Annotated in this window: 22 protein-coding genes; 4 read left to right on the forward strand and 18 right to left on the reverse strand. The window is 32.4% G+C overall.

The genetic code is table 11. The annotated features are described in order from the left end of the window. Positions 1–695 precede the first annotated feature (695 nt). Complete coding sequence (locus DWX74_RS09705) at positions 696–1,430, reverse strand: 3D domain-containing protein (RefSeq protein WP_118549772.1); 735 nt, start codon at positions 1,428–1,430, stop codon at positions 696–698. Positions 1,431–2,088: 658 nt separating this feature from the next. Here DWX74_RS09705 and DWX74_RS09710 point away from each other — a divergent pair. The 3 genes from DWX74_RS09710 to DWX74_RS09720 all read left to right on the forward strand — a co-directional run bounded on the left by DWX74_RS09710 (position 2,089) and on the right by DWX74_RS09720 (position 3,961). Next, on the forward strand, positions 2,089–2,973 hold the full coding sequence (locus DWX74_RS09710; protein ID WP_118549773.1) for a putative ABC transporter permease: 885 nt from the start codon (positions 2,089–2,091) through the stop codon (positions 2,971–2,973). Positions 2,974–3,153: 180 nt separating this feature from the next. Next, the gene (locus DWX74_RS09715; RefSeq protein ID WP_286164323.1) at positions 3,154–3,582 is read left to right on the forward strand and encodes a YtxH domain-containing protein; all 429 of its coding nucleotides are present in this window, start codon (positions 3,154–3,156) and stop codon (positions 3,580–3,582) included. A 16-nt stretch (positions 3,583–3,598) separates the two neighbouring features. Continuing rightward, positions 3,599–3,961 carry a hypothetical protein gene (locus tag DWX74_RS09720; protein ID WP_118549775.1) on the forward strand — a complete coding sequence of 121 codons (363 nt, stop codon included), beginning with the start codon at positions 3,599–3,601 and terminating at the stop codon, positions 3,959–3,961. Positions 3,962–4,013: 52 nt separating this feature from the next. On the opposite strand, the gene DWX74_RS09725 is transcribed toward DWX74_RS09720, so the two are convergent. The 3 genes from DWX74_RS09725 to DWX74_RS09735 all read right to left on the reverse strand — a co-directional run bounded on the left by DWX74_RS09725 (position 4,014) and on the right by DWX74_RS09735 (position 8,713). Continuing rightward, on the reverse strand, positions 4,014–5,198 hold the full coding sequence (locus DWX74_RS09725; RefSeq protein ID WP_118549776.1) for a cation diffusion facilitator family transporter: 1,185 nt from the start codon (positions 5,196–5,198) through the stop codon (positions 4,014–4,016). A 1,317-nt stretch (positions 5,199–6,515) separates the two neighbouring features. Then, the gene (locus DWX74_RS09730) at positions 6,516–7,865 is read right to left on the reverse strand and encodes an MATE family efflux transporter (protein ID WP_118549777.1); all 1,350 of its coding nucleotides are present in this window, start codon (positions 7,863–7,865) and stop codon (positions 6,516–6,518) included. Positions 7,866–7,900: 35 nt separating this feature from the next. Then, complete coding sequence (locus DWX74_RS09735; RefSeq protein WP_118549778.1) at positions 7,901–8,713, reverse strand: hypothetical protein; 813 nt, start codon at positions 8,711–8,713, stop codon at positions 7,901–7,903. A gap of 210 nt (positions 8,714–8,923) precedes the next feature. On the opposite strand from DWX74_RS09735, the gene DWX74_RS09740 reads away from it, so the two are divergent. Beyond that, the gene (locus DWX74_RS09740; RefSeq protein ID WP_242649220.1) at positions 8,924–9,763 is read left to right on the forward strand and encodes an HAD hydrolase family protein; all 840 of its coding nucleotides are present in this window, start codon (positions 8,924–8,926) and stop codon (positions 9,761–9,763) included. Between the two features lie 679 nt (positions 9,764–10,442). Here DWX74_RS09740 and DWX74_RS09745 read toward each other — a convergent pair. From DWX74_RS09745 to DWX74_RS09810, 14 genes are all read right to left on the reverse strand, one after another. Further along, positions 10,443–11,090: an aspartate/glutamate racemase family protein gene (locus DWX74_RS09745; protein ID WP_118549779.1), complete on the reverse strand. Its 648-nt coding sequence runs from the start codon at positions 11,088–11,090 to the stop codon at positions 10,443–10,445. Between the two features lie 92 nt (positions 11,091–11,182). Further along, positions 11,183–12,016, reverse strand: a complete 834-nt coding sequence (yaaA, locus tag DWX74_RS09750; RefSeq protein ID WP_118549780.1) for a peroxide stress protein YaaA — start codon at positions 12,014–12,016, stop codon at positions 11,183–11,185. Between the two features lie 57 nt (positions 12,017–12,073). Next, positions 12,074–13,243 (reverse strand): class I SAM-dependent methyltransferase, encoded by a 1,170-nt coding sequence (locus DWX74_RS09755; RefSeq protein WP_118549781.1) that lies wholly within the window; start codon positions 13,241–13,243, stop codon positions 12,074–12,076. A gap of 33 nt (positions 13,244–13,276) precedes the next feature. Beyond that, entirely contained in the window at positions 13,277–14,833 is a 1,557-nt protein-coding gene (gene pepD, locus DWX74_RS09760; protein WP_118549782.1) for a beta-Ala-His dipeptidase, read from the reverse strand. A gap of 96 nt (positions 14,834–14,929) precedes the next feature. Then, the gene (locus DWX74_RS09765) at positions 14,930–15,541 is read right to left on the reverse strand and encodes an HDIG domain-containing metalloprotein (RefSeq protein ID WP_118549783.1); all 612 of its coding nucleotides are present in this window, start codon (positions 15,539–15,541) and stop codon (positions 14,930–14,932) included. A 407-nt stretch (positions 15,542–15,948) separates the two neighbouring features. Further along, complete coding sequence (locus DWX74_RS09770; protein WP_006439794.1) at positions 15,949–16,647, reverse strand: V-type ATP synthase subunit D; 699 nt, start codon at positions 16,645–16,647, stop codon at positions 15,949–15,951. 18 nt (positions 16,648–16,665) lie between these two features. Next, on the reverse strand, positions 16,666–18,060 hold the full coding sequence (locus DWX74_RS09775) for a V-type ATP synthase subunit B (RefSeq protein ID WP_006439793.1): 1,395 nt from the start codon (positions 18,058–18,060) through the stop codon (positions 16,666–16,668). Continuing rightward, a complete protein-coding gene (locus DWX74_RS09780) occupies positions 18,061–19,830 on the reverse strand; it encodes a V-type ATP synthase subunit A (protein ID WP_118549784.1) in 1,770 nt (589 codons plus the stop codon). A 48-nt stretch (positions 19,831–19,878) separates the two neighbouring features. After that, on the reverse strand, positions 19,879–20,202 hold the full coding sequence (locus DWX74_RS09785) for a V-type ATP synthase subunit F (protein ID WP_118549785.1): 324 nt from the start codon (positions 20,200–20,202) through the stop codon (positions 19,879–19,881). Next, entirely contained in the window at positions 20,195–21,202 is a 1,008-nt protein-coding gene (locus DWX74_RS09790) for a V-type ATP synthase subunit C (protein WP_158573266.1), read from the reverse strand. The genes DWX74_RS09785 and DWX74_RS09790 overlap by 8 nt, the downstream gene beginning before the upstream one ends. Before the next feature lie 40 nt (positions 21,203–21,242). Further along, positions 21,243–21,818 carry a V-type ATP synthase subunit E gene (locus tag DWX74_RS09795; RefSeq protein WP_118549787.1) on the reverse strand — a complete coding sequence of 192 codons (576 nt, stop codon included), beginning with the start codon at positions 21,816–21,818 and terminating at the stop codon, positions 21,243–21,245. Positions 21,819–21,851: 33 nt separating this feature from the next. Next, entirely contained in the window at positions 21,852–22,325 is a 474-nt protein-coding gene (locus DWX74_RS09800; RefSeq protein WP_118549788.1) for a V-type ATP synthase subunit K, read from the reverse strand. Position 22,326: 1 nt separating this feature from the next. Continuing rightward, positions 22,327–24,312: a V-type ATP synthase subunit I gene (locus DWX74_RS09805; RefSeq protein WP_118549789.1), complete on the reverse strand. Its 1,986-nt coding sequence runs from the start codon at positions 24,310–24,312 to the stop codon at positions 22,327–22,329. Then, complete coding sequence (locus DWX74_RS09810) at positions 24,299–24,628, reverse strand: hypothetical protein (RefSeq protein ID WP_040410364.1); 330 nt, start codon at positions 24,626–24,628, stop codon at positions 24,299–24,301. The genes DWX74_RS09805 and DWX74_RS09810 overlap by 14 nt, the downstream gene beginning before the upstream one ends. Between the last annotated feature and the right edge of the window lie 895 nt (positions 24,629–25,523).

Here is a 25,523-nt window from a genome sequence, read left to right on the forward strand (position 1 = left end):
GAGATAGTTTTTTTACTATCTCACAAAGTTCAACAAATTGGGACCCCATCAACATCTGCAGATTGTCGAGAGAGTTTTGTCTATATACTATTATTCCATATACTATCACATTACTCGGCTAATTTTTCTTATTACATTCTTTATAAGTTAGTAAATCTATAATCGCTTATATAATAAAAAAGGCTTTGTTGCAAAATTATTGCTAACAACCCATATATTTTTATAATTTAAAAAGTAGGTAAAATTGCTAACTGCAGATATTTTTGTAACTCACAAATTCTATTGGTATCCACTTTTCAAACTGTTGCTATATTTTGATAAGCAGATCTCTTTTATTTTTCAATCTGCTATGAATTTAGTATCTTCTTAGAGATGTATAATTTCAAAATTTGATAAGGGTATTGATAGTATGTAGCATATGAGTTATATAGACAAAGCTCTTTCGACAATCTGCAGACGCGTATTTTATTAGAAACAAAGCTATTTTCCGCTCACGCGTCGAAGCCTGGAGAAGAGTTTTTCTATATCTCATATGCTTCGCATAGTAACAAAAGATTAGCAAATTTTGATTACCACACTCTTTAGAAGATACTAAATTCATAGCAGATTACAACAATAAAAGAGGGCTGCTGCAATATATGCAACAGCCCTCTTTTACTGAGTATTATTTATTGAGTTTGAAGAAATTGTTTGTCTTATTTTATGTCGTTTAATACGATTATTTCTATGTTTCTTCTTCCAAATTTGTAACATTCTTTTCTTGAATTCATGAATATATCTATTTTAGTTCCTTTTATTGCTCCACCACAGTCATTAGCTATAAATGTTTTGTTGAAGTATGGTATATATACTTTTGTTCCGTATGGTATTACTTTTGGATCTACAGCTATTGTTCCCCATTTTGGTTTCTGTCCAGTTGATGTTGTTGAATGTCCAGAATACGCTGAGGCATTTGATTTGTATGATTTTCCTGTAGAAGTAAGTTTACCTTTTTCGTTGAAGTAAAGTATTTTACCATTCTGTCTAACTATACTTTCACCAACAAAACCATTTTTACCAAAGTTGTAAGTTTTTCCATTTTCTAATGTCTGTATACCTGTGTGCATTCCTTTTTCTTTGTTGAAGTAGTAAGTTTTTCTATTTATTTCAGTCCAACCATCAGCCATTTTTCCGTCTTTATTGAAGTAATAGTTATTTCCATCTATAACTTTCCATCCAGTTATGGCTTTTCCACTTTCATTATTGTAGTAGAAGCTGTCTCCTCTCTGTATCCATCCATCTACATTTATAGAAGTTCTTTCTACATTTTCTTCTATCTGAACTGTTTCTATATCATTTACTGCTTCATCTGCAAATACAAATCCTGTACTCGATAAAAGCATTATCGATGTCAATGCTATAACGCTTAGTTTTTTCTTTAAATTGAACATATAATCCTCCGTATTATTTTTTTATTTAATCTCACTAATTTTCATTTTTTACAATTTGTTACTTTTCATATATCTTTCTGTTACTTTTTTGTAACTTTTTCAACCTTGTATATATAATAATATAAAGGTTACAGCTTTGTAAAGACTTTTTTTGAAAATTTTACAAACAACAAACAACAATGAGTATTGTGTTTTTTTATAATTTTTATAATAATTTGCTTGTTTTTTGGCTATTTCAAAGGCTAAGCCAATACCAAAAGTAACAACAAGTGTTTACTTGAGTTGTAAATTTTTCAAAAAATATTTTTTTCAAATGCTGTAAAATAGTTACATAGTTTGTAACTATTTGTTACAAATTGTCTACTAATTCTATTTAATTGTTACAATTAGACCTATTTCTTCTACTACTTGTTACATTTCCTATTTTTTAAGTTTTTTATATTATAAAAAATATATTATATTCTCTTCAATCTCAAACATTCTTCATATGGAAGGGTTATAATTGACTAAAGAATTTATTTCGATATTATATAGGATAGAAAGTGAATAAATTTTTGAAATATATGCGTCTACAATCAAGTATTTTACTTGTATGTAGCGTATTTTTGGGCAAGCTTTTTGCTTGTCTTTTAAATATTTAAATGAGGTGATTTTTTACATGAAAATTTTATATCTCCAGGTATTATATTTTACTATATATAGTTTCCTTGGTTGGGTGTGTGAGAGTACCTACTGCTCTATTGGGCAAAAGAAATTGGTCAATAGAGGGTTTTTAAATGGACCATTCTGCCCTATATACGGATTCGGAGCATTATTGGTTATTTCTATACTCTCTCCATTTGTAAATAATATACCAGTACTATTTATCGCAAGTATTATTGTTACAAGTACACTAGAGTATATTACAAGTTATTTTTTGGAAAAGATCTTCCATATGTCTTGGTGGGATTATTCAACATACAAATACAATATAAATGGTAGAGTTTGTTTAAAGAACTCGTTGATGTTTGGTGTGATGTCGCTTTTCGTTATGCTTGTCGTGCATCCAGCTGTAGATGATTTTGTAGCTAAAATAAATACAAATGTCGCATTTGTACTTTCTATATTATTTGGAACATATTTTATAGTAGATACAATTATTACAGCTAGTACTATACTTCATCTTAACGAAAGACTCGAAAAACTTCATACACTTCACGAAGACTTACTTGAAAAGAAAAAGAGACATCTGGAAGTTGTCAAAGGTCATTTACAGGCTAGTCTTGCAAACCAGATTGAAGAGCTTGGATTGTCTAAATACTCTCCAGCTGAAATGGAAGAGCTATTATCAAGCGACTTTAGAGGTAACTTTATAAAAGAAGAACACAAAGTTATGAACGATCTTGAATTTGAAATTAAGTCTTTAAGTAGTAGAATAGACGAATTAAAAACTAAAGGTCATGGCGTATTAAGAAGAAGAGTTATAAAAGCCTTCCCTAATATGAAATCTTTAAAACATAGATCTATACTTGAAGAAATCAAAGAAAATATAGATAGAAAATAGAAAAATATATACTCTAAAAAATATTGCTACAGTCAATTTTATGGCTGTAGCTTATTTTTATAGTTTTTTTTTTTTTGAAAATTCACATTTTTTGTTTGCTTTTATCTACAATGGGTATATATTATTTATAACGTATAAATCAAAAATTTTTCAATATACATTTGGAAGGGGATGTTTTTAATGAGTTTATCAAAAAAAATCCAGGCAAAAAGACAGGCAAAAATCAAAGCAGAAAAAATTAAAAAAGCTAAAACTGCTGCAGCAGGTGTTGCTGCCGGTGTAGCAGCAGGTGCTGTTGGTGGTATATTATTAGCACCTAAATCAGGTAAAGAAACAAGAGAAGACATAAAAAACGCATCTAAACAGGCTGTAGATGCAGTTTCTGATAAAGCAGCTGGTGCAAAAGCTAAAGCTGGCGATGTTATAGGCGCACAGAAAGAAAAATTCAACGATTCTAAAGCTAAGATAAAAGAATACCTTGACGCTAAAAAAGCTGTAGATGAAGCTTGTGAAGAGTGTGAAGAATGTGGTGTTGATTCTGAAGAAGTAGTTGAGGCTCTTGAAGAAGCAGCTGAAGCTCTTGAAAAAGAAGAAGAACCAAAAGCTTAGAATTGGAGATTAGATTATGACTATCACAATTGATTTACATACAATCTTATTTATATTAGCAATTATAGGCTGTGTAGCGCTTATACTTTTAATAAAGCTAATAATAAATTTACTTTCTACTGTTAAAAATCTAAACTCTGTTTTAGATAAGGTAAACATCGTCCTTGACGATAACACAGGAAATATTACAAAATCAATCTCAAAGCTTCCTAAGCTTGTAGATGATTTTGGACAGGTTGGAGAAAATGTTAGAGATGTAAGCGAGGTTGTTACAGATGTCGCTGCTGATATAATAGTTACAAAGGAAAGTGTTAAAGGAAACTTCGAATTACTTTCTGAAATACTTACTATAGTAAAATCAATTTTCTCTTCAAAATAATAAAAAAATTACCCCCCCTGGTAAAAACTAGGGGGGTATTATTATTTATAGTTTAAAAATGTCTTTTTACGTAGTTTTTATCTACTAATATTACACAATTGTAGTCAGGGTGAAGCTTCTGAACTTCTCCATTTACCCAATTTTTTAGATCTTCTTCTTCACCGTGTGATAAATCTCCATCTACAACAACATCGAATACTAGATTTTTCTTATCTCCCTTACCTACTATTCTTAAATCGTGCATAGATTCTATCTTTTCATTTCTAGCTATTATTCTAGCAAGCTCAGTTCTAGTCTGGATATAATCCTCATCCTCAACTGCTATTGGATCCATGTGTATTACAAGGTGTATGTTTAATTTCTTAGATAAGTCTTTTTCTGCGTCGTCTATTACCTCGTGGATTTCCATTATATCTATATTACAAGGCACCTCAGCGTGTACAGAGGCTATACATCTACCAACGCCGTAGTTATGTATTATTAAATCATGCACACCTGATATTATATTGTACTCTAATAACCCATTTACTATTGCGTCTACCATCTCAGCATCTGGAGCTTCTCCTAAAAGTGGGCTAACAGTTTCTTTTATTAAAGAGAACCCTGCGTATAATATTATTAATGAAACAACTATACCTACATATCCATCTAGTGGGAATGTTGTAAACTTAGCTATTAAATATGATAGTACAACACATCCTGATGTAAACACATCACCCATAGCATCAACTGCAACTGCTTTTAATGCAGATGAGTCTATCTTTTCCCCTACATGCTTATTAAATCTTCCAAGCCAGAATTTAACCGCCATAGAACATAAAAGTAATATAAATGGTATTAAGCTAAACTGTACTGCTACTGGGTTCATTATTCTCTCAAATGATGTCTGTACGAATTTTATACCTACAAACATTACCATAAATGCAACCACTAATGCTGATAAATACTCAAGTCTACCATGCCCAAATGGATGCTCCTCGTCCGCTGGCATACTAGCCAGTTTAAATCCTATCATAGTTATAGCTGAAGATGCCATATCTGTGAAGTTGTTGAATGCATCTGCTGTAATTGCTATACTTCCACTCAAGAACCCTATACTGAACTTTAAAATAAATAAAAGCAGGTTTGATACTATCCCAACTATCCCTGCTACAGTCCCGTATTTGTTTCTTACCTCTTCATTTTCCACATTTTCGCTGTTTTTTATAAATTTTTTAATAATTGCTTCTGAAATCAAAATTATCCCTCCCCGTTTTTATTCTCATTTGATATAATCTTCATCAATTAATTCCTATAAGAATATTGATATTACTTGATTTCATAAATATTTCTATTCCTAATTAAATTTCATATAATATTATAGATATTTTTTATTTTAATTTCAAGCAAAAAAATTCTCACATTTAATATTTTACCACAAAAAAAATAAAAAACTGTTCACGCAGCAGAAAGTGATACAGTCTTTTATTTACATAAAATTTATATGGTTAAGTTAGTTGATTGCTATGTTGTTTGTCGTTACTTTTATTATTTAAGTCTTTTTAAATATTTCTTTCCCTATTACTCTTCAAATTATACTATCAATTTTGCAATATTGCAAGTGTATTTCTATATTTATCAGAAAATTATAAATTCATACTTTTTTAGCTTTATCTCTTTTACTATTTATTTTCCGAAATGGTCAATACGCTTATAACCCATATTTTTCAAAGCTTACAAGCTTATAAACTTATTATTGTTTATTTTATTTTTTTTTAGTTTTTTTCTATAATTATATTTTAGTCTATAAAATATTTATATCATTTCAGTATTTTATGCCTATATTCTATCATTATCGTTCGTTTTTTGCAGATATATAAATTCTTTACATAATAAAGTCATCAAACTTCAAGAGTTTATATAAGTTGTTACTTAGGAATAAAAAAGCTGTTGCAAATTTTGCAGGATCCCTAGACTTAATACAAGTATTCGCTCTCCAGGCTTCAGCGCCCAACCCATTCATATAACACATTTCAATGATGTTGGGCGCTTGCAGAATTGTCGCTGCGAACTACTTGTATTTAAGTCTTAAAGGGACTCCTTGCAAAATTCTTGCAACAGCTTTTTTATTTTGATACAGTTGGGGAATTGTCGCTTTAGAGCAGTTATTTCTCTTGCCCTCAGTTTTTATACTATTTACTCGTTGAATATGGATATATTTTCCTTGATGATAAAATATTTTACACATTTTACATTCTTCCATATGTACTTTAAACTAGATAATTACTTAGAGGACTGTTGTTATATTTTTCAAGCAGTTTTCTTTTTTAATCTTATATAAATTTACTAGCTTATAAAGAGTGGTTTTTCTTGTTCCAAGTTTTTCTGTTTTACGCAGTAATTATAATTTAATAAATGTGGCTATTACAGCTTTTGTATATGGTTCTATTTGCTTTGAATAACAAAGAAATCGAACTCGACAATGCAACTTGATTGCCTGGAGAGGAGATTCTTTGTTGTTTAAAGCATAAAAATAGACCATTACAAAAGTGTAATAGCCTATTTATTAATATTTTTATACTAGTTTTCCTTTGCGTTTGTATGTTAGATATACTGATAGCATTACTATTCCTTTTATTCCCATGCTAAGCGAGATACTCACCCATACACCTGTTAGTCCCATTCCTAATACAGATGATAGTAGTAGTGCCATTGGTATTCTTGCACCTGTAAATATTATACTTACAGCAGATGTTATGTATGTTCTTCCAAGTCCTCTTAGTACACCAGTTACGATTATTTCTAGGCATTGGAATATTTCCCCAAATCCTAGTATCATCAGGTAGTTTGCACCTATTCTTCTTGCTTCTGGCTCGTCTATGAAGAATTTAAAGATAAAGTCTGCTCCAAATACTAGTAGGCACATTGTTAGCGCCCCCCAGAATATTGCAAACATTATTCCAACTTTAGCTCCTTTTTCTATTCTATCAACTTTTCCTGCTCCATAGTTCTGACCTACAAATGCAGATACAGATGACGACATCCCGTCAGCAGTTGTGTATGCAATAGACTCAATTTGGTTTCCGACCTTTTGTACTGCAATCGCTACCGGTCCCCATCTAGCAACTATTACTCCTATACACATAGAAAATCCTGTAAACATACCACTCTGTATTGCGACTGGTAGTCCTAATATAAATAGTTCTTTGTGGTAGCTAAGTTTTATATTTTTGAAATATCTTATTTTAAAGTATATTCCTTCTTTTTTAGCAATTTTGTATATGAATATGAGTGTTGCACAAGCTTGTGCAGTTATTGTGGCAATCGCAGCCCCAGCTACACCCATGCTAGGAACTGGTCCAAACCCTAATATAAGTACTGGATCTAAGAATATATTGACTAATAATCCAGTTGTGTTGATTATAAATGGTGTCTTACTATCTCCCAACCCATTGAAAATTGCTGTAAATACTGGGTTTATGAAGTAAAATACCATTCCAAGTCCTACTATTATAAGGTATGTACTTCCCTGCTGTGTTACGTGTTCATCACCAAGTCTGAACAGTTCAATAAGTGGTCGGTTGAAAATTATAAGCACTGCTCCAAATAATATCGCAAGCACGATGTTTATTTCTATTGCTGCCTTTATGTAGGCTCTTGTTTCGTCTAGGTTGTGGTCTCCCATACTCTGTGCAACCTTTACCTCTCCACCAACTCTCGATATCGCTATAAATGCTAGTGCTAGCCAAGTGTAAAATCCTGCTGTTCCAACTGCTGCAACTGCAGAACTTCCTGCTCTACCAACCCAAAGCATGTCGACTACATTGTAGCCTATGTTTATAAAAGATGTTCCCATAATTGGAAGCGCCAACCTTATAAGCTTGTCGGCAATTCTTCCCTCAGTTAAGTCAAGTCTCCCTGCCATAGCTCCTCCTTTTTCTTTTCTCTAAATTTCCCTATTTATTCTACATTGAAGTTGTATATTTTTTCAAGTAAGTCTAGTTTGTATTTTAAATCATCCCTAGCTTGCTGCTCTATCTTTAATTCATTCTTTAAAGCTTCTTTTTGCTCTTCAACTTTTTTCAAATTGAATACTAAATCTTCCATTTCAAAGACCTTTTCTCTTCTTTCAAGTGCCGCTTGCATTACCTCGTCTGCAATAGCTCTTCTTATTCTTTCAATTTCTTTGACCATTGTTTTTTCGTCTATATTTTCTTCTTTTTCACATGACGCATCTAAAATATTTTCTAACATCCTCATTTTTCCGTAGTTATCGTCTATAAATGCATCCAACGCTCTTTCAAGTATCATAATAGATTTTTCATCTGATTTTTTGTTTAATACCGGATGAAGTTTCAATGTAAGTAGCTTCATGCTGTCTTTCATTCTTTCCTTTTCCCTAGTGTTTAATCTATCTCTTTTTAAAAAGTCGTTTGCCTTCTGTATCCGAGATTTTTTATTCTCTATTATCTCTAAAAGTCCAAGCTGCTCAGACTCAGCAATTTCCCTTATTTTATCCTCGTCTATGTCCTTATTTGCCTTCATATATTCATTTGCCAGCTCAAGCTTTCTCAGAAGCATTCTTCTATCCACCTCTGTTTTAAGTATTGCTAGCTCGTACATTCCAAAGTGTGACTGGTATGTAGATTTTATGAGTACCTCTTTTTTTATTACATTTTCCGCTCTATCAAGGACAGCTTCTGCAAAATCCTCTTTTACTGACTGATATTCTTTTCTTAGATTTATTATTCTATCTATATTTAATACGTTCATATAGCCATCCTTTCTCTAATTTTTAAATATTTCTTAGTTTTCATTTCCCTTTAATTAATATAATAGAACAAAAAAGAAATAAAATAAATACTTCTACAAAAAAAATGACTTCTACAATTTTCTTTATTCAAATTCTCTGTAATTTTCTAGCTTTTGAGATTTGTATTAATCAATTTTTTACATTTAATGGATATTATTTTTTTGAATTTTGTGGTACCATTTCTTTATAGCAAAAATTATTTTAAGGTGGTGATTATTATTAGTACTAATGAAAAATTTGTTAAGAAGTATTTCTTCTTTGACATAGACGGAACTCTTTCTACAGGTTTCCCAGAACCATATGTTCCAGAGTCTACAAGAAGAACATTAGAAAAATTAGAGGAAAATGGTCATTTTTTAGCCATTGCAACAGGTAGAAGTCACGCAAAGGCAGTTGAGCTTTTAGACGAGCTTGGATTTGACAATATGGTTAGCGACGGCGGAAATGGTATAACTATAAATAGAGAGCTTTTACATATCGAGCCTCTTAATAAAGAGAATTGTATTGCCCTTTTAAAAGAAGCCGATAGTAGAAACATCCCTTGGGGTATTTCTATAGATAATTCAAAGACTAGATACACTAGAAACGACGATTTTGTAAATGTTACAGAGGACGTTTATATGGAAACTATTGTCGATCCTGATTTAGATATAGAAAAGATAGACACATACTACAAGCTTTACATAGCTTGCAAACCTGAGGAAGACGATACTCTTGTCGCTCTTAAAAATCTTCCTTTTGTAAGATTCCACGATGCATACTTATTTGTTGAGCCAGATGATAAATCTGTTGGAATAAAGGCAGTTATGGACCATTTTGGCGCTCCATACAAAGATGTCGTAGTATTTGGTGATCAGAAAAACGATTTAAAAATGTTCAGAGATGAATGGACTTCAATCGCTATGGGAAATGCTATTGACGAATTAAAAGAAAAAGCTGACTTTGTAACTAAAAATGCTGACGATGATGGAATAGAATATGCTTGCAAGCATTTTGGTTGGATAGATTAATAAAATAAGGCTGTTGCAATTTTGCAATAGCTTTTTTGTTTATAATCAGTTATAAATTTTCTATATGTTTAAGAGTGGTTAAATCAAAATTTATAGGTTAATATCTCTCGGGGATTGAAGTCATAGACAAACTTCTCTCCAGGCTTCGACGTGCGTGCAGGTAAAGTATTTTGTTGTAATTAAAATGCACGTCTGCAGATTGTCGAGTGCGTTTTGTCTATGACCTTCAATCTAGCAAGTTAGTTATTATTCCTATAAATTTTGATTTAACACACTCTTTACAATATAGTAAATTTATAAAATATTATGTCACGAAAAAGCTAATTACAAAATTAAACAGCCTAACTTTTTATTAATCTCGCAACTAAAATGCTACTATTCTCATCAAATATAATAAAATTATTTTAATATTATCTTATATACTCACCTTTATTACTTATCTCTATTTACTTACTTTAAACTTTTTACTATTCTTTTCCAAAATTTTAGTTTGAAGAGTATAAAAGATGAGAGCAAGGTTTTGTAACTGCATTAATTTTTGGAGAAGACTCGATTTGGTGAGGATAATAGTAAACCGAACTCGACAATGCAACTTGATTGCCTGGAGAGGAGGTTACTATTATTCGAGCCAAAGGAGTTTTCCACAAATTATGCAGTTACAAACCTTGCTCTTTATTTTTTAGTATTCAATTAAAATTTTATGCATTGTTTCTGATGGGTTTATTATTTCCAGTTCAGTGCATTTTTTTAGTTCTTTTTCAAAGTATGGAAAATGCGTGCATCCAAGTATTATCGCTTCAACTTTGTTTTTTTCAAAGAATTCAACCGCCAAGTCTAGGTGGTTGTCGGCTATTATGTCTTGAGCTTGTTTTTTAGCTTCTACATCTAGTACTACAGGAAGTATTCCTATTCCTATGACATTGCAGTTTTTGTTTTTTTCTACTATTGTTCTTTCAATTCCTGCAAGTCCCTGGTTGTTAGCTGCAAATACACCTACTGAGTTGTAGTCCACAGCTATTTTTTTGTACGCATCCATTGGAGTTACTATTACGATGTTTTCTTCTTTTGATAGTTTTTCCATATCTACTGCCGAGCTTAGAGAGTTGCAGTATACAAATATTTTTTTTATTCCACATTCTTTTATTTTATTTATTATTTTTTTCATTTCCAATTCTTTTGTTTCCTGTGGCATTGCTTGGAATTTTGTCTGCTCAACAGGGTTTTCAGATACTGGAAATTCCTCAGTTTCTAATCCCTTTTTTTGAAGAAACTCCGCTCCCATTTGAGTGTCTATCGGAGTTCCAGCTATTACTGCTATTTTTTCCATAGTTTTCCTCTTTTTCCTCTAACTTTTTTATTTTTTCTTTTTCTTAGTTTATCTGTACTTAATTCTAGTTTAACTTTTATTTTTAGTTTCATCTAATCGACCTTCTTTACAAATACAATCTCTTTTTCTGTAGATTCATTTTCAGAGTATGTAAATCCATCTATATTGAAAGTTTTCACACCTTCTATATCGTCAATTTTGTTTTCAGCTATGTATCTAACCATATATCCTCTAGCTTTTTTAGAAGCTGTCGATTCAACTTTTAATTTTCCTGCTTTTTCAACCTTGAATGTACATGTAATCAGCTTTATTTTTGATTCTGATTTTTTGTTATCAAAATATTTTTCTACAGTTTTACTGTATTCTTTTGATGCCAAATTAAGTACAATTCCTTCTCCACCTAAGTCTTCAGATATATTTCCAGAGATGCTGCCATCCCAAAAAGAATATAGATTTGCCTTGTCGTTAATCTTTACTTTAGTCTGCATTTCAAGTCTGTACTCGTCAATCATGTCAAAAGGTCTAAGCACTCCATAAAGTCCACTTATTATTCTAAGGTGATCATTTAAAAATTCTATCCCATCTTTTGATATGCTTTCTGGCGATATACTTTTGTACTGTATTCCATCGTAGGCAAATATAGCTGGTGTTTTTCCAGTAAATTTAGGACTTTCTTTGCCGTCTTTAGAATTTTTACAACAAGATATAGGTTTCATTCTCTGAAATCTACAGTAGTTTAACTGAGCTAGTTCCTCTTTTATTTTCATTATTGCCCGTATTTCCTCAGTTATGTACTCCTTCATATGAGCAAGTACCTCGTTTGATTTTTCGTAAAGTCTTGGGCAGCTTAGCTCCCCTTCGTCAATTAGTTCTTTCCAGTCTTCAGATTTTCTCATATTTTTGGCTGGAGATATTATTGTAATCATTTTTTCCACCCTTTTCCTTTTTTTAGAATTTTTAATTATGATTTTCTGATTTTTAAACTATATTAAACCATCCTCTTTTAGAAGTCTGTATAGTGTCTGATCAAAGTTAAATTCTTTAACTAGATTATCTACTTCTTTTAGCGCTTTTTCTCTTTTTTCTTTTGATATGTTTGATTTAACGGCTCTCACTAAGATATTTTTAGGAGAGTGAGCTATGTCTATAAATTCAAGTAGCTGAGTTTTGTATCCCACACTTTCAAGCAAGTTGCCTCTTATAGCGTCTGTCATAAGCGCCGCAACTCTTTCCTGTATTATCCCGTAGTTTGTAAGGATTGATAAATCTTCTGATTTCATCTGTGCATTTAGTTCGTGCTGGCAGCATGGTACTGAGAATATCATCTTAGTGTTCCATTTTATCGCATTGTAAAGCGCATAATCTGTAGCTGTGTCACATGCATGAAGCGTGATTACCATGTCTACTTTGTTGTTGTATTTATATCCATTTATATCCCCAAGCTCAAAGTGAAGATTTTCGTAGTTGTATCTTTTTGCAATTTCGTTGCACTTGTTAATTACATCTTCTTTTAAATCAAGCCCTATCATTTTTACATTTATTTTCTTTATCTCTACAAAATAGTAGTAAAGTACAAATGTTAGGTAAGATTTTCCACATCCAAAGTCCAAGATAGTAAGTTCTTTGTAGTCATTTTTTCTTATTTCATGATCTATTAATTCTATGAATTTGTTTATCTGTTTGTACTTGTCGTACTTAGATTTGACTACTTTTCCTTCTTTTGTAAATACTCCCAGATCAACTAGTGCTGGCACGTCCATACCTTCTTTGATTATATATTCTTTTTCTTTGTTGTGTGATTTTGACTGTTTTGCTTTAGAAACATTGTTTCCACCTTTTCTTCCAAAGAATACTTTTCCTTTTTTAGATATTTTGATGTTGAAGTTTTCATCTTCTGACCAAGCATCTAACTGTTTGAAGTCTTCTTCCATAAATTCAAATATTTTAGCTTCTAAGTCAGCTATTTCGATATTTTCATGGAATACCTGCTTTTCTGTAAATTTTTCCACCTGATAGAATTCTCTTCCCTTAGCTTCTTTTAGGTTTATGTTTATTTTTTTATATTCCACATCTTTGTTTTTTCTATTGCTTATAACTATTTTGTACGGCTTTGAGTTTGATATTTCTCTTATAGCATTTTTTAATTCTTCCACAATTAATTCTCCTTTTTGTTTTTTTGTACTTCTCTATTTTTCAAGAAAATCTATCAGCGCATACCATATTTTTAGAGCTGATATTATGTCTAGTTTTTCTTCTGGTGTGTGTATGTCTAACATATTTGGACCTATTGATATTGCATCCACACCTTCTACGCCATCTACAAAAAATCCAACTTCTAGTCCAGAGTGTACTGCTAGTTCTTGAGATTTTCTTCCGAATATTTTTTCTATGCTTTCGTTGAATGATTTTCTAACTTCTGATTTTGGATTGAATTTCCATCCAGGATATGAGTATTTTATTTCCATTTCTGTGTGTTGAGATTTTGAAAGTTCTTCCATATCCGCTTTTATTTCTTTTATTTTTTTGTCTTCACAGCTTCTACACTCGTTTACTATTATTACTTCATCTTCCAAAGTAGATATTGTTCCAACGTTGTCAGAAGACTCCACTAGTCCTTCTACATCCTCGCTCATAGTCAATACTCCATTTTTGAAGTTTGCAATCCAAGATATTATTCTTTCCTTAGCTATTTTTTCTATAGCTTTTAATTCTTTGTTGTCTATTTTTTCTAATTCTATTTTTATCTTAGATTCTGAGTGTTTGTATTCTTTTGTTATATTTTCTTGTGCTTTTTCAACAGTAGACATCACTTTTTCTACGTCTTTTTCTTCCATAAGCACTATAGTTTCAGATTTTGAAGGGATTACATTTGGAGCTTCTCCAGATTTTATAGATACAAGTTCAAATTCTATTTTATCTCCTTCAAGATATTCTAATACTTTAGCTGCCAATTTTATCGCATTTGCTCTACCTAGGTGTATGTCAGAACCAGAATGCCCACCTTTTAATCCAGATATTTTTATCCTACATGCCGATGGATTTTCTAGTTTTGAATTTACTCTTTCAAATTTTATTCTGTTTTCAAACGCCATTCCGCCAGCGCAACTAACAATCATTACATTTTCGTCTTCTGAGTCGATGTTTAATAGTTTTTTAGATTTTAATTTGCTCATATCTAAATTTTCAGCACCTATAAAACTTCCCTCTTCATCTGATGTAAATACACATTCTAGCGCTGGATGTTTGATGTCTTTGTTATCCATTATGCTCATCATATATGCGACTGCAATTCCATCGTCACCACCAAGAGTTGTTCTCCTTGCTCTTAACATTCCATTTTCTGTGTATAATTCTAGCGGATCTGTGTCAAAGTTATGCACATTTCCACCTTCTTTTACACAAACCATGTCAGTATGTCCCTGTATCATTATAGAATCTCTATCTTCCATTCCTTCAGATGCTGGCACATACACGATAACATTATTAAATTCATCCCGATAAGTTTTGTATCCTCTATCTTCTGCAAATTTTTTAATAAAATCTCTTATTTCCTTTTCTTTACCAGAATTTCTAGGTATGTCTGAAATCATTTTGAAGCATTCATATGTCTTGTACTCCATGTTTTCAGATTTCAGGTATTCCACTAAAGAATTTACAGTTGATATTTTTTCAATTTGAGCTTTAAATTCCTGTGAGTTTAATTTGTTTTTTATGTTATCCATATTTAATTTTGTATTCGACATATTAACACCTCGATTTCTATATATTTTATTCACTATACATTTTAACTACTATAGTATTTAACGCTATTACTATCAGTTAATTTATCTAGTAGTTACTTAATTGCCATCATCTACTCCCTGGAAAAACCTAATTATATTTCCCAGGTAATATTTTTCATCTACACACGTATCATTTGAATAATTTTCATTGTGATGATTTCTCACAATCTCTAAGAAAACATTATCCTCATTTATTTCTTTTAATATCTCGTAGCTATACTCTGAATGATTATAATAACATTGAATTTTCTTTAAATTTATATTTCTAAGTTTTCCGCTAGTCAATTTATTTAGTATAACTATTATAGATTTATCTATTATATTAATTCTCTGTCTGCTCTTGCCAACGTCATGAAGCAGCCCAACCTTTACAAACATATCCTTATTTTTCAAAATATCATCACATACGGGTAATATTACCTTTCTATCTAATATTTCCCCATTTGTAAGTATATAACCGCTCTCAAAGTCATTTTCTTTTTCAACTTCATCTATTATACACTCTATCTCACGAGCAACTCTCACACTGTGTTTCTGCTCAGACTTTGAAATAGTATTAAAAACTTCATACTCTCTATCATCTAACTTTGACTTTACGTATTCGTAATCATCTTCATTAATTCTATCAGTTAAATTCATTACAAACTGTCTTACTCTTTTAGGAAGCATAATTTTCCTTCTTTCTTCTCTTGGACTTACTATTTATCTTTTATTCTCTATAAAGTTTAACTTTTTCCTCTTTTTCATTACATTTCGCTTATTTTTAATTATACCATATCGAGTTTTTATCTTCATTACAATAAGCCTACAAATATAAATCTCATTCTCATTTTTCAACTTTATTTCATACTTGAAAGAACAAATAATAGAATACAATCTGGAGACGTGTATTTTATTAGAAACAAAACTTTTTCTTGCTCACGCGTCGAATCTGGAGAGAAGTTTATCTATATCTCATATGCTTCGCATAATAACAAAGGATTAGCAAATTTTGATTCACCTGCTCATAAGGAGTAAATTTATAATATATTTGTTCAAAAAAAGGCTGTTGCAAAATTGCAACAGCCTGATTAATTCTATTGATGTGTTTCTTTATACTCATTATACATAGCTTCATCTTGAGCTCTTTTTTCTTCAATGGCTTCGTTAAGCATCATATCCTTAACTTTCATTAGTCTTGTCTGATTTCCTCTTTCATTTTCGTCAAGTTTCATTGTTATGTATTTGATAGTTTCCTGAAGCTGAGGTATCATTACATACTCAAGTGCATTAACACGACGTCTTGTTTTTTCGATTTCATCAGCAAGTAGATTTGCTTCTTTTTCCATAGCTGCTAGCTTTAGCATTACTGGGAACACCCTAGATAATTCACTTATAGCTGCATCTAATTCTCCTGAAGTTGTTGCAAATCCATATGAGTATATATCTGTAACGTCATTTGTAGTTGTTTCAAAGTCAAATACTGGTACATCAACACTCATTACGTTCTTTTTGTCAACATTAACTATTACACCCTGTTTTGGATACATAAGTGCTTCTTCAACGGCTTGTGATGACATTACAGCATTTGCTATACTGAAGTTCTGATAAACACCGCTTATCATTATTTCAACTTCTTCACGTAAAACCTTATTTTCTCTTGCTAAATCTAAGAAAGTTTTCATTAGCTCATCACGTTTGTCTTTTAGAAGTTTATGTCCTCTACTGGCAACACTCAGACGCTTTTTTAAAGAAGCAAGTACCATTCTGGTAGGATTTACATTTAGTCTTGCCATAGCCTACTCCCCCTTCTTTTATTTAGCATCTGGATCATATGTTTCTTCAGGGTAGTATTTTTCTATGTTAGCATCTTTTATACGTTTTAACTCACTCTTAGGAAGTATAGTTAATAATTTCCATCCTATTTCAAGAGTTTCTTCTATAGATCTATTAGTTTCATATCCCTGATTTACATATTCCATTTCAAAAGCATCAGCAAATTTTGCATACTTTTTGTCTATGTTTGTAAGTGCAGCTTCACCAAGTATTGACATAAGCTCTTTAGCTTCTTTACCACGAGCATATGCAGCGAATAACTGGTTCATTGTATCTGCATGGTCTTCTCTAGTTTTTCCTTTACCTATACCTTTGTCTTTTAGACGAGATAGTGAAGGAAGTACGTTTATTGGTGGTGTAACACCTTTACGATAAAGTTCACGAGAAAGTATTATCTGTCCTTCTGTGATGTATCCAGTTAAGTCTGGTATTGGATGAGTTTTATCATCTTCTGGCATTGTTAATATAGGTATCATTGTTATTGAACCTTCACAACCCATTTTTCTACCAGCTCTTTCATACATTGTAGCAAGGTCAGTATATAGGTATCCTGGATATCCTCTTCTACCTGGAACTTCTTTTCTTGCTGCAGATACTTCACGAAGAGCTTCTGCATAGTTTGTTATATCTGTTAATATAACTAGTACGTGCATGTGTTTTTCAAATGCAAGATATTCAGCAGCTGTTAACGCCATACGTGGAGTAGATATACGTTCAACAGCAGGGTCATTTGCTAAGTTCATAAATAGAACTGTTCTATCTATAGCACCTGTTCTTTTGAAGTCAGATACGAAGTAATCTGCTTCTTCGTATGTTATACCCATTGCAGCGAATACAACTGCGAAGTTAGATTCACTGTTAAGAACCTGAGCTTGTCTAGCTATCTGAGATGCTAATTCTGCATGAGGAAGACCTGATCCTGAGAATATAGGAAGTTTCTGTCCTCTAACTAATGTGTTTAGTCCATCTATTGCAGATACACCTGTCTGTATGAATTCAGACGGATAGTCACGAGCTGCAGGGTTCATAGGTAACCCATTTATATCTAATTTCATTTCTGGTATTATGTCTGGTCCACCATCTTTTGGTCTACCCATACCATCAAATACTCTACCTAACATTTCTTCTGATACGGCAAGTTCCATACCATGTCCAAGGAATCTTACCTTACTTTCAGCTAGGTTTATACCTGCTGAGTTTTCGAATAACTGAACAAGAGCATTATTCCCATTAACTTCTAGTACTTTACATCTTCTTTTTTCACCAGAAGGAAGTTCTATTTCTCCAAGTTCGTCATATGTTACGCCTTCTACGTCTTTAACAAGCATCAGTGGTCCGGCCACTTCTGCAATAGTCTTATACTCTTTTATCAATTACTCCACCTCCTTAGCTGTTAAGTCTGCTAAGCAACTTACCATTTCTTCATCTATTGCTGCGTAAACTTCATTTACGTCTTTTTCTTCTACGTATTTGAATCTTCCTATTCTTTCTCTTACTGGAAGTTCTACTAATTTATCAAAATCAGCTCCGTTTGCTATTGCTTCTGCACTTCTGTTGTAGAATAGCATTATTAATCTTAATAATAAGAACTGTTTGTTTAGTGAAGAATATGTATCTACATCGTGGAAAGCATTCTGATGTAAATAGTCTTCACGTATTGTTCTTGCTATTTCAAGTTTTAATCTATCTGAGTATGAAAGTGCATCCACACCAACTAGCTGTACTATTTCCTGAAGTTCTGCTTCTTCCTGAAGTAACTTCATAGCGTCTGCTCTATTTGTTGACCAGTATTTATTAACGTTTTTGTCAAACCATTTGTTTAATCTGTCTACATATAGAGAATAACTTGATAACCAGTTTATAGCTGGGAAGTGACGTTTGTAAGCAAGGTCACTATCTAGTCCCCAGAATACTTTTACTATACGAAGAGTAGCCTGAGAAACTGGTTCAGAAGTATCCCCACCTGGAGGTGAAACGGCACCTATTGCAGATAGTGCACCTTCTCTTCCTTCTGTTCCTAAGCTTACTACTCTACCAGCTCTTTCATAGAACTGAGCTAGACGAGATCCTAGGTATGCTGGGTAACCTTCTTCACCTGGCATTTCTTCAAGACGTCCTGACATTTCACGAAGAGCTTCGGCCCATCTTGATGTAGAGTCTGCCATAAGTGCTACTGAGTAACCCATATCTCTGAAGTATTCTGCTATTGTTATACCTGTATATATAGATGCTTCACGGGCTGCAACCGGCATATCTGAAGTATTAGCTATAAGTATAGTTCTCTTCATTAGTGATTCACCAGTTTTAGGGTCCTGAAGTTCTGGGAACTCACGAAGAACGTCTGTCATTTCATTTCCACGTTCACCACAACCTATATAAACAACTATTTCTGCGTCTGCCCATTTAGCAAGCTGATGCTGAACAACTGTTTTACCACTTCCGAAAGGTCCCGGTACAGCTGCAACCCCACCTTTTGCTATAGGGAACATTGTATCTATAACTCTCTGACCAGTAACTAGAGGCATATCTGGAACTAGTTTTTCTTTGTAAGGTCTTGCAACCCTAACTGGCCATTTCTGCATCATTGTTAATTCTTTTTCTGATCCATCTTCAAGAGTAAGAACACAAACTGTTTCTTCTACAGTGAATTCACCAGATTTTATTTCTTTAACAGTACCTTTTACTCCTACAGGAACCATTATTCTATGTTCTACAACAACAGTTTCCTGAACTGTACCTATTATATCTCCAGTCTGTACAGCGTCACCAACAGATACTTTAGGAACAAATTCCCATTTTTTATCTCTGTCTATTGCTGAAACGTCTATACCTCTTGATATATTAGATCCTGCAACTTCCACCATTTTTTCTAGTGGACGCTGGATACCATCGTACATATTTTCTATAAGTCCTGGTCCAAGCTCAACACTTAGAGGAGCGTGAGTTGATACAACTTTTGTTCCTGGTCCAAGACCTGCTGTTTCTTCATATACCTGAATAGATGCTTTATCTCCACGCATCTCGATTATTTCACCTATAAGTCCCTCATCTGAGACACGAACCACGTCAAACATGTTGGCTTCTTGCATACCTTCAGCAACAACAAGTGGTCCAGATACTTTAACTACTTTTCCTTGGCTCATTTTATCACCGTTTCTTTCTATATTAATTAAAATTAATAATTTGTTTTCTTACTTATCTCCGAAAAGAATATCAGCTCCAACTGCTTTTTCTACATTCTTTTTAACTCCTGCTATTCCTATTCCTAAGCTTCCGTCAACTCCTGGTATAGGAATTATAGCTGGTGTTATTAGTGATTTATAGCTGTCTATTTCTTCTATCATATCTTTGCATAGACCTTCTGTTATGTAGATAATAGCGAAATTCTCTTCAGTTACAAGCTGGTGTAGAACTTTTTTAGCTTCGTCTGAGTTCATACAAGGGTATGTATCTAGTCCAACAGCTTTAAATCCTACAACACTATCTCTGTCACCTATTACTCCTATTCTATACATAACTTACTCTCAGCCTTTCTCTTATTCTATCTGATGGAAGTCCAGCTAATTTACCAGCCATTATTATTCTGGCTGCTTTTATTTCATTTTCTTTAGCTAATATGTAACCAACTATTGCTTCTATTCCAAAAGATTTATATCTTGAATCTTTTACATATTCCATCAAACGATTATCACATAATTTTTCAAGCATTGTGAAACTGCCACTTTCTTTAAGCATTGGAATACTTTCAGCTAGGACATCTGACAGTCCATAAGAAACTAGCTTTTCAGCAAATGTTTCAAGCTGTTCATCGTATCCTGCTATAAAGAATTTTTCTGTTATATTTCCACCTTCTATAAACACTTTAGAGAAGAAGTCCCAAGATTTATTCATTCTTCTCATTCTGACAAATATTCTTAAATTAATAGTATCTATTAGAAGTTTTACATATCCTTTTAAATATGTATTTTCTGATTTTTCCGCAAGTCTTATCATATCTTTATAGCATGCTTTATCAAGAATTATATCTACTTGCTGAGGATCCTTAGTTCTTCCGAATACATCAAGAACTTCTTCTATAGCATCCTTCATTTCTGTAGACATTCCAACGAAGTCTCTTTCTCTTACCATATTAACAAGATCTTTAGTATCTATACTTCCACTTCCCATAAAGAATGGTTCAGGATCTGTTCCTAAAAATTCTGCTTTTAATATAACCTTTATATTATGGTAGTCTGACTGATATAAAAATATGTTAAAGTACTCAGGATCGTGAACTATTGATTTAACAAATTCGTAAGTTCTTTTGTGTTCCCGTGTTAAGAGCACTTCGAAATCCTGTGGTTTTACATCCGGAATAGCTCCACCGTATTCCATTTCTGTAAGTACTTTTAGTGCTTCTTCCGGATTTTTACTTTCAACCATTTTTTCGATTTTGTCGTGGCTAAGCATATTTTTTTCTCCGCTTCTTACACAGGCAGTGGCAAATACGTAATCTCTATCATTAATCTTTGCCAAATCAATCAATCCCCTTTCTTTAAAGTGGATAAGCCTTGTATTATTCGAACAATGCCTTTACCACATCAGGTGTTATTTCTTCTTTTATATCTTCAATTATAGATTCTATAGTAGCAGTTATTTCAACTTTACCAGCTACAACTTTGAATCCTCCACTAGCATTTATTGTTTTACTTGATAAACAAAAGTTATTTCCTTTTTCATTTGCCAGAACAACTACTTTTTCTCCAACAGCTTCAGCGTCTTTAGCATTGAAAAGAACTTCTCCACATTTAACACCTATGTCAGATAAAGTATCTGCTAGAAACTCTATGTATTTTTCTTCGTCCATATTGTGGACTTCTGCAACTGCTCTCTCGAAACATTCATTAACTGCACCCTGTTTAGCTTTTAGAAGCATTTTTCTTGTTTCAAGCTGAGCAAGCGAATTTCTTCTGCTGAATACTTTTTCTGATTCAGCTTTTATCTTGTTCTGGACATTTAAAAGTATTTTATCTGCATCGGCCTGTGCCTTAGCTATTATTTCTGCTTCCTGTTTTCTTGCTTCAGCAACAGCATTATCTGCATATCCCTGAGCTTCAGAAAGTATTTTTTCTGTTATTTTTTCAATACTCATTATATCCACATCCTTAAACTGTTACTGTTGTTATTATAAAGCTATTGCGTTTAACATTAAGAAAGATACTAGTAATGCTAATACGGCATATGTTTCAACCATTGCTGCATATATCATACCTTTTGCTAATTCTTCTGGTTTTCTAGCTATAAGCATTATACCAGCTGCTGCTGCTTTACCCTGAGCTATAGCTGAGAATACACCAACTATTCCTATAGGTGCTGCTGCTGCTAATATTGCTGCACCCTGTGCAACTGTTAAATCTGCTATTCCACTTCCACCCATAAGACCTATTTTAAGCATTATGATGAAAGCTATTAATAATCCATATATACCCTGAGTACCTGGTAGAGCCTGCATGATTAGTGTCTGACCGAATTTTTTAGGGTCTTCTGCTACTACTCCTGCTGCTGCTTCCCCAGCTATACCTACACCTATCGCACTTCCTATACCTGCTATTGCTGCTAATGATGCTCCTAAAATTGCTAACATTGTACCGATTGACATATTAATCTTCCTCCTTAACTATGTCGACATATTTTGTCTTTTTATCAAATGGTTCAAACGCTGTTCCTCCGCCTTTGTAGAATTTTCCGAAGAATTCAACGTACTGTAGTCTGCTGGCGTGAACGAAACTTCCTAATGCATTTATTGCTAAGTTGAATAAATGTCCAAATACCGCAACTACTATTAATAATATAGATCCTTTTATTCCTCCGCCTGCTAAGCTACCCATTGTATTTATAACCTGAGCTATAACTCCAGTAGCAAGACCTAAGGCAAGAAGTCTTGAGTATGAAAGAATATCAGCTAAATAAGAAGTTATATTGTATAAGCTTCCTAAACCGCCTGTAATCTTTCCGAATATTCCTTTTTTCCGTCTTCCTCCTGTTAGAAGGATACCTACAACACCTATGATTGACATATATTTACCTGCTGTAGCAAATGCTGGTCCTATATTTCCACCTACACCAAATAGAACTAAACCTACTAAAAGTACATACCATAAACCTATATCAAATAATGCGTCTAATGGTTTACCGTCTCTTATAAGCATATATGCCTGTATTCCCATACCTAGGAATAAATGTATACCACCTAGTATGAATGAGAATATTAATAATTTCATAGGGTCATTTACTGGGTTAAACCAAAGTGGATTGATTACAAAGTTGTCTATTCCAAAGAATGTCTTAGCTGCAACTGTTGGTAAATCTCCAAACCAACCACCAAATAATGCTCCCCAAATTGCTGTTGAAATACCACACCAGAAGAACATATTTATAAGTTTTTTCATCATTCCTTCTAGTCTGAATTTTTTAGATATTATAAAGCATCCAACTGCCATTATTATTCCGTATGCTGCATCACTTAGCATCATACCGAAGAATATAAAGTAGAATGGTGCTAACCATTTTGTAGGGTCTATTTCCTTGTATTCAGGTAATGCGTAAAGATTTGTTATCGCTTCGAAAGGATATATAGCGCCTGTATTGTGTAGTAATACTGGTGCTTCTTCTCCTTCTGGAATTTCATTAAATTCGTAATAACATTCATTTTCTTCTAGCACTCTCTGAACGCTTTTTTCTGCCACTGCTGGCATATATCCGTCAAAATAGAAAGAAGCTTCTGTTTTTAAAAGCCTATTTCTTATCTGATTTCTGTCTTTTTCTATTATAGTATCGTCGTATAAACATTCTACTTTTTTGATTTCTCCTGTCATAGAAGTTATATCCGCTTCTACTACTTCTTTTTCTTTTGCTATTTCAGCAAGCTCTTTTTCATAGCTTCCTGTTATTTCAGCTGGTGTTCCGTACATGTTTGAGAATGTAACTTTGTTAAATCCAAACTGTCTAACACAATCTAAAACAAGTTCGATATCATCTTTTAGAGCTATTATAGATAAGTAATGCTGATCTGCATCGCTTCCGATAAGTCTAAATACTGTTCTATCTGTAGCTTTTTCTACAGCAGCTCTCATAGCTTCTATCTCTGTTACGCTAGGAACAACCCCCATTAGAATCTCAGTACTTTCTGTTTCCCTTAATTCAACAGGTATGTCATAAGAAAGCCATGGCTTTAATGAAACCATATTAGTTTCTATTTTATTTTCTTGTCCTTTCAGATTCACAAGACTATTGTAAAGCTTATAAACCTTTTCCACTGTACTTTGGATATTTTCCTTATCCTCCATAACCTTTTTAAATTCTCTCTTTGTAATAGCTCTTCTAGTCTTTATAAGAGGCTTTTTAGACTTGTCGTACTGTTCAAGTGTTTCTAGTACTGTAGAAATTTTCTGAAGCTCTGAATCAATTCTACTTACTTCATCTTCGTTACCATCTTTTACAACTATATTAGCCCACTCTTCATCAAGAAGTTTTTGATCCTGTGCACTTAATTCAACTACACCAAGATCCATTAAATGTTTTATAAGCTCTTCTTTATTGTTGCTCAGTCCTATGACAGAAAGTTTTTTCATCTTAACAATTGACATTAGACTTCACAATCCTTTCTAGAACAACCTTTACTCCAGCTTGAATGTTTTTTTCAGCTTCTGATAAAATCACTCTGCTCTTTTCTGATGTTTGTTCAATAGTATTATCATATACCTTTCCAGCTTCTTCTTCGGCCTTGCTTATTGCTAAATTGTATTCAGCATCTGCCTTGTCTTCTGCTTCAAGTATTAACTGCGATGCTCTTTTATTTGCATCAGCTACGATTTGTTTCGCTTCCTGAACTCCATCTTTTTTAATTTTATCGGCCTGTTCTTCTGCTTCATTGATAACTTTTATTAATTCAATAGATGACATCTCTTCACCACCTGTCTTTTTGAAATTGGCCAAACTTTTTAATAATATTCTTAGATTATATTTATTATATTTTTATTTTACGATTTTGTCAATTTCATAAATTTAATTTTTTGCATTGTTTTTTAGTTAATTCTTCAATTTTCTAATTTATTTTGCATAATCATTTTTCATTTCTATCGTTTTGAAATCAATTTGAATACGTTTTCCATTTTTAAGTCAGATAATAATTTTTTCCATAAAATTTTTATTCTGCATAGAAATTTTATTTAGTTTTTATCTACATCTGTTGAAATATCAATCCTTATTTACAATGCCTATTCTTTTTCATTTGTCATAATTTTGAAAAAACTTAATTTTAACTTTGATTTTTTTTGAAACAATTTGAAGTATTACAGTTTTTGTAAATATATACAACTTATCACTTTTTGCAAGTTGTTTATGCTCAAAAAATCTTTTATCTGAATATTACTTCTTTTGTTTTTTTAGCTATTTTTTTATCAATCAGCGTTTTTTCCATTAATTTAAACCATAATTCTTATTCTTTTGTATACAATTTAGATTGTTTTTAACTGTATCTATAGATTTTACAGCATAGATACAAATCACTTTAGCCCCTCTTAGATATTTTTTTAACTTTTATTTCTTAAGCCTATATAACTTTTCCTTTCTAAAAATAGCTTTTTCACTATTCAGACAATTCTAGCTAATAACTTTTACTTATCAATCACAAAACATCGATATCATTATCCTTTTATTTATGTTTTTAATTTAACCTCTATAGAATATCTATAATATCAAAAGTTTGCCAAAATTAAAGATATTACGAAACATATAATATAGTAAATCAAGTAGGGGCTAACTTGTAGCCCCTCTCACACCACGGAGCGTGCCGTTC

Origin of the sequence: Peptoclostridium sp. AF21-18 (assembly GCF_003478825.1) — a bacterium.
In the GTDB taxonomy this organism is placed as follows: domain Bacteria; phylum Bacillota; class Clostridia; order Peptostreptococcales; family Peptostreptococcaceae; genus Peptacetobacter.

Excerpts from the sequence above, each read along its gene's own strand:
- DWX74_RS09705 (WP_118549772.1), bottom strand. The coding sequence starts at position 1,430 with ATGTTCAATTTAAAGAAAAAACTAAGCGTTATAGCATTGACATCGATA.
- DWX74_RS09710 (WP_118549773.1), top strand. The coding sequence starts at position 2,089 with ATGAAAATTTTATATCTCCAGGTATTATATTTTACTATATATAGTTTC.
- DWX74_RS09715 (WP_286164323.1), top strand. The coding sequence starts at position 3,154 with ATGAGTTTATCAAAAAAAATCCAGGCAAAAAGACAGGCAAAAATCAAA.
- DWX74_RS09720 (WP_118549775.1), top strand. The coding sequence starts at position 3,599 with ATGACTATCACAATTGATTTACATACAATCTTATTTATATTAGCAATT.
- DWX74_RS09730 (WP_118549777.1), bottom strand. The coding sequence starts at position 7,865 with ATGGCAGGGAGACTTGACTTAACTGAGGGAAGAATTGCCGACAAGCTT.
- DWX74_RS09735 (WP_118549778.1), bottom strand. The coding sequence starts at position 8,713 with ATGAACGTATTAAATATAGATAGAATAATAAATCTAAGAAAAGAATAT.
- DWX74_RS09745 (WP_118549779.1), bottom strand. The coding sequence starts at position 11,090 with ATGGAAAAAATAGCAGTAATAGCTGGAACTCCGATAGACACTCAAATG.
- yaaA (WP_118549780.1), bottom strand. The coding sequence starts at position 12,016 with ATGATTACAATAATATCTCCAGCCAAAAATATGAGAAAATCTGAAGAC.
- pepD (WP_118549782.1), bottom strand. The coding sequence starts at position 14,833 with ATGTCGAATACAAAATTAAATATGGATAACATAAAAAACAAATTAAAC.
- DWX74_RS09765 (WP_118549783.1), bottom strand. The coding sequence starts at position 15,541 with ATGCTTCCTAAAAGAGTAAGACAGTTTGTAATGAATTTAACTGATAGA.
- DWX74_RS09770 (WP_006439794.1), bottom strand. The coding sequence starts at position 16,647 with ATGGCAAGACTAAATGTAAATCCTACCAGAATGGTACTTGCTTCTTTA.
- DWX74_RS09780 (WP_118549784.1), bottom strand. The coding sequence starts at position 19,830 with ATGAGCCAAGGAAAAGTAGTTAAAGTATCTGGACCACTTGTTGTTGCT.
- DWX74_RS09785 (WP_118549785.1), bottom strand. The coding sequence starts at position 20,202 with ATGTATAGAATAGGAGTAATAGGTGACAGAGATAGTGTTGTAGGATTT.
- DWX74_RS09795 (WP_118549787.1), bottom strand. The coding sequence starts at position 21,818 with ATGAGTATTGAAAAAATAACAGAAAAAATACTTTCTGAAGCTCAGGGA.
- DWX74_RS09800 (WP_118549788.1), bottom strand. The coding sequence starts at position 22,325 with ATGTCAATCGGTACAATGTTAGCAATTTTAGGAGCATCATTAGCAGCA.
- DWX74_RS09805 (WP_118549789.1), bottom strand. The coding sequence starts at position 24,312 with ATGTCAATTGTTAAGATGAAAAAACTTTCTGTCATAGGACTGAGCAAC.
- DWX74_RS09810 (WP_040410364.1), bottom strand. The coding sequence starts at position 24,628 with ATGTCATCTATTGAATTAATAAAAGTTATCAATGAAGCAGAAGAACAG.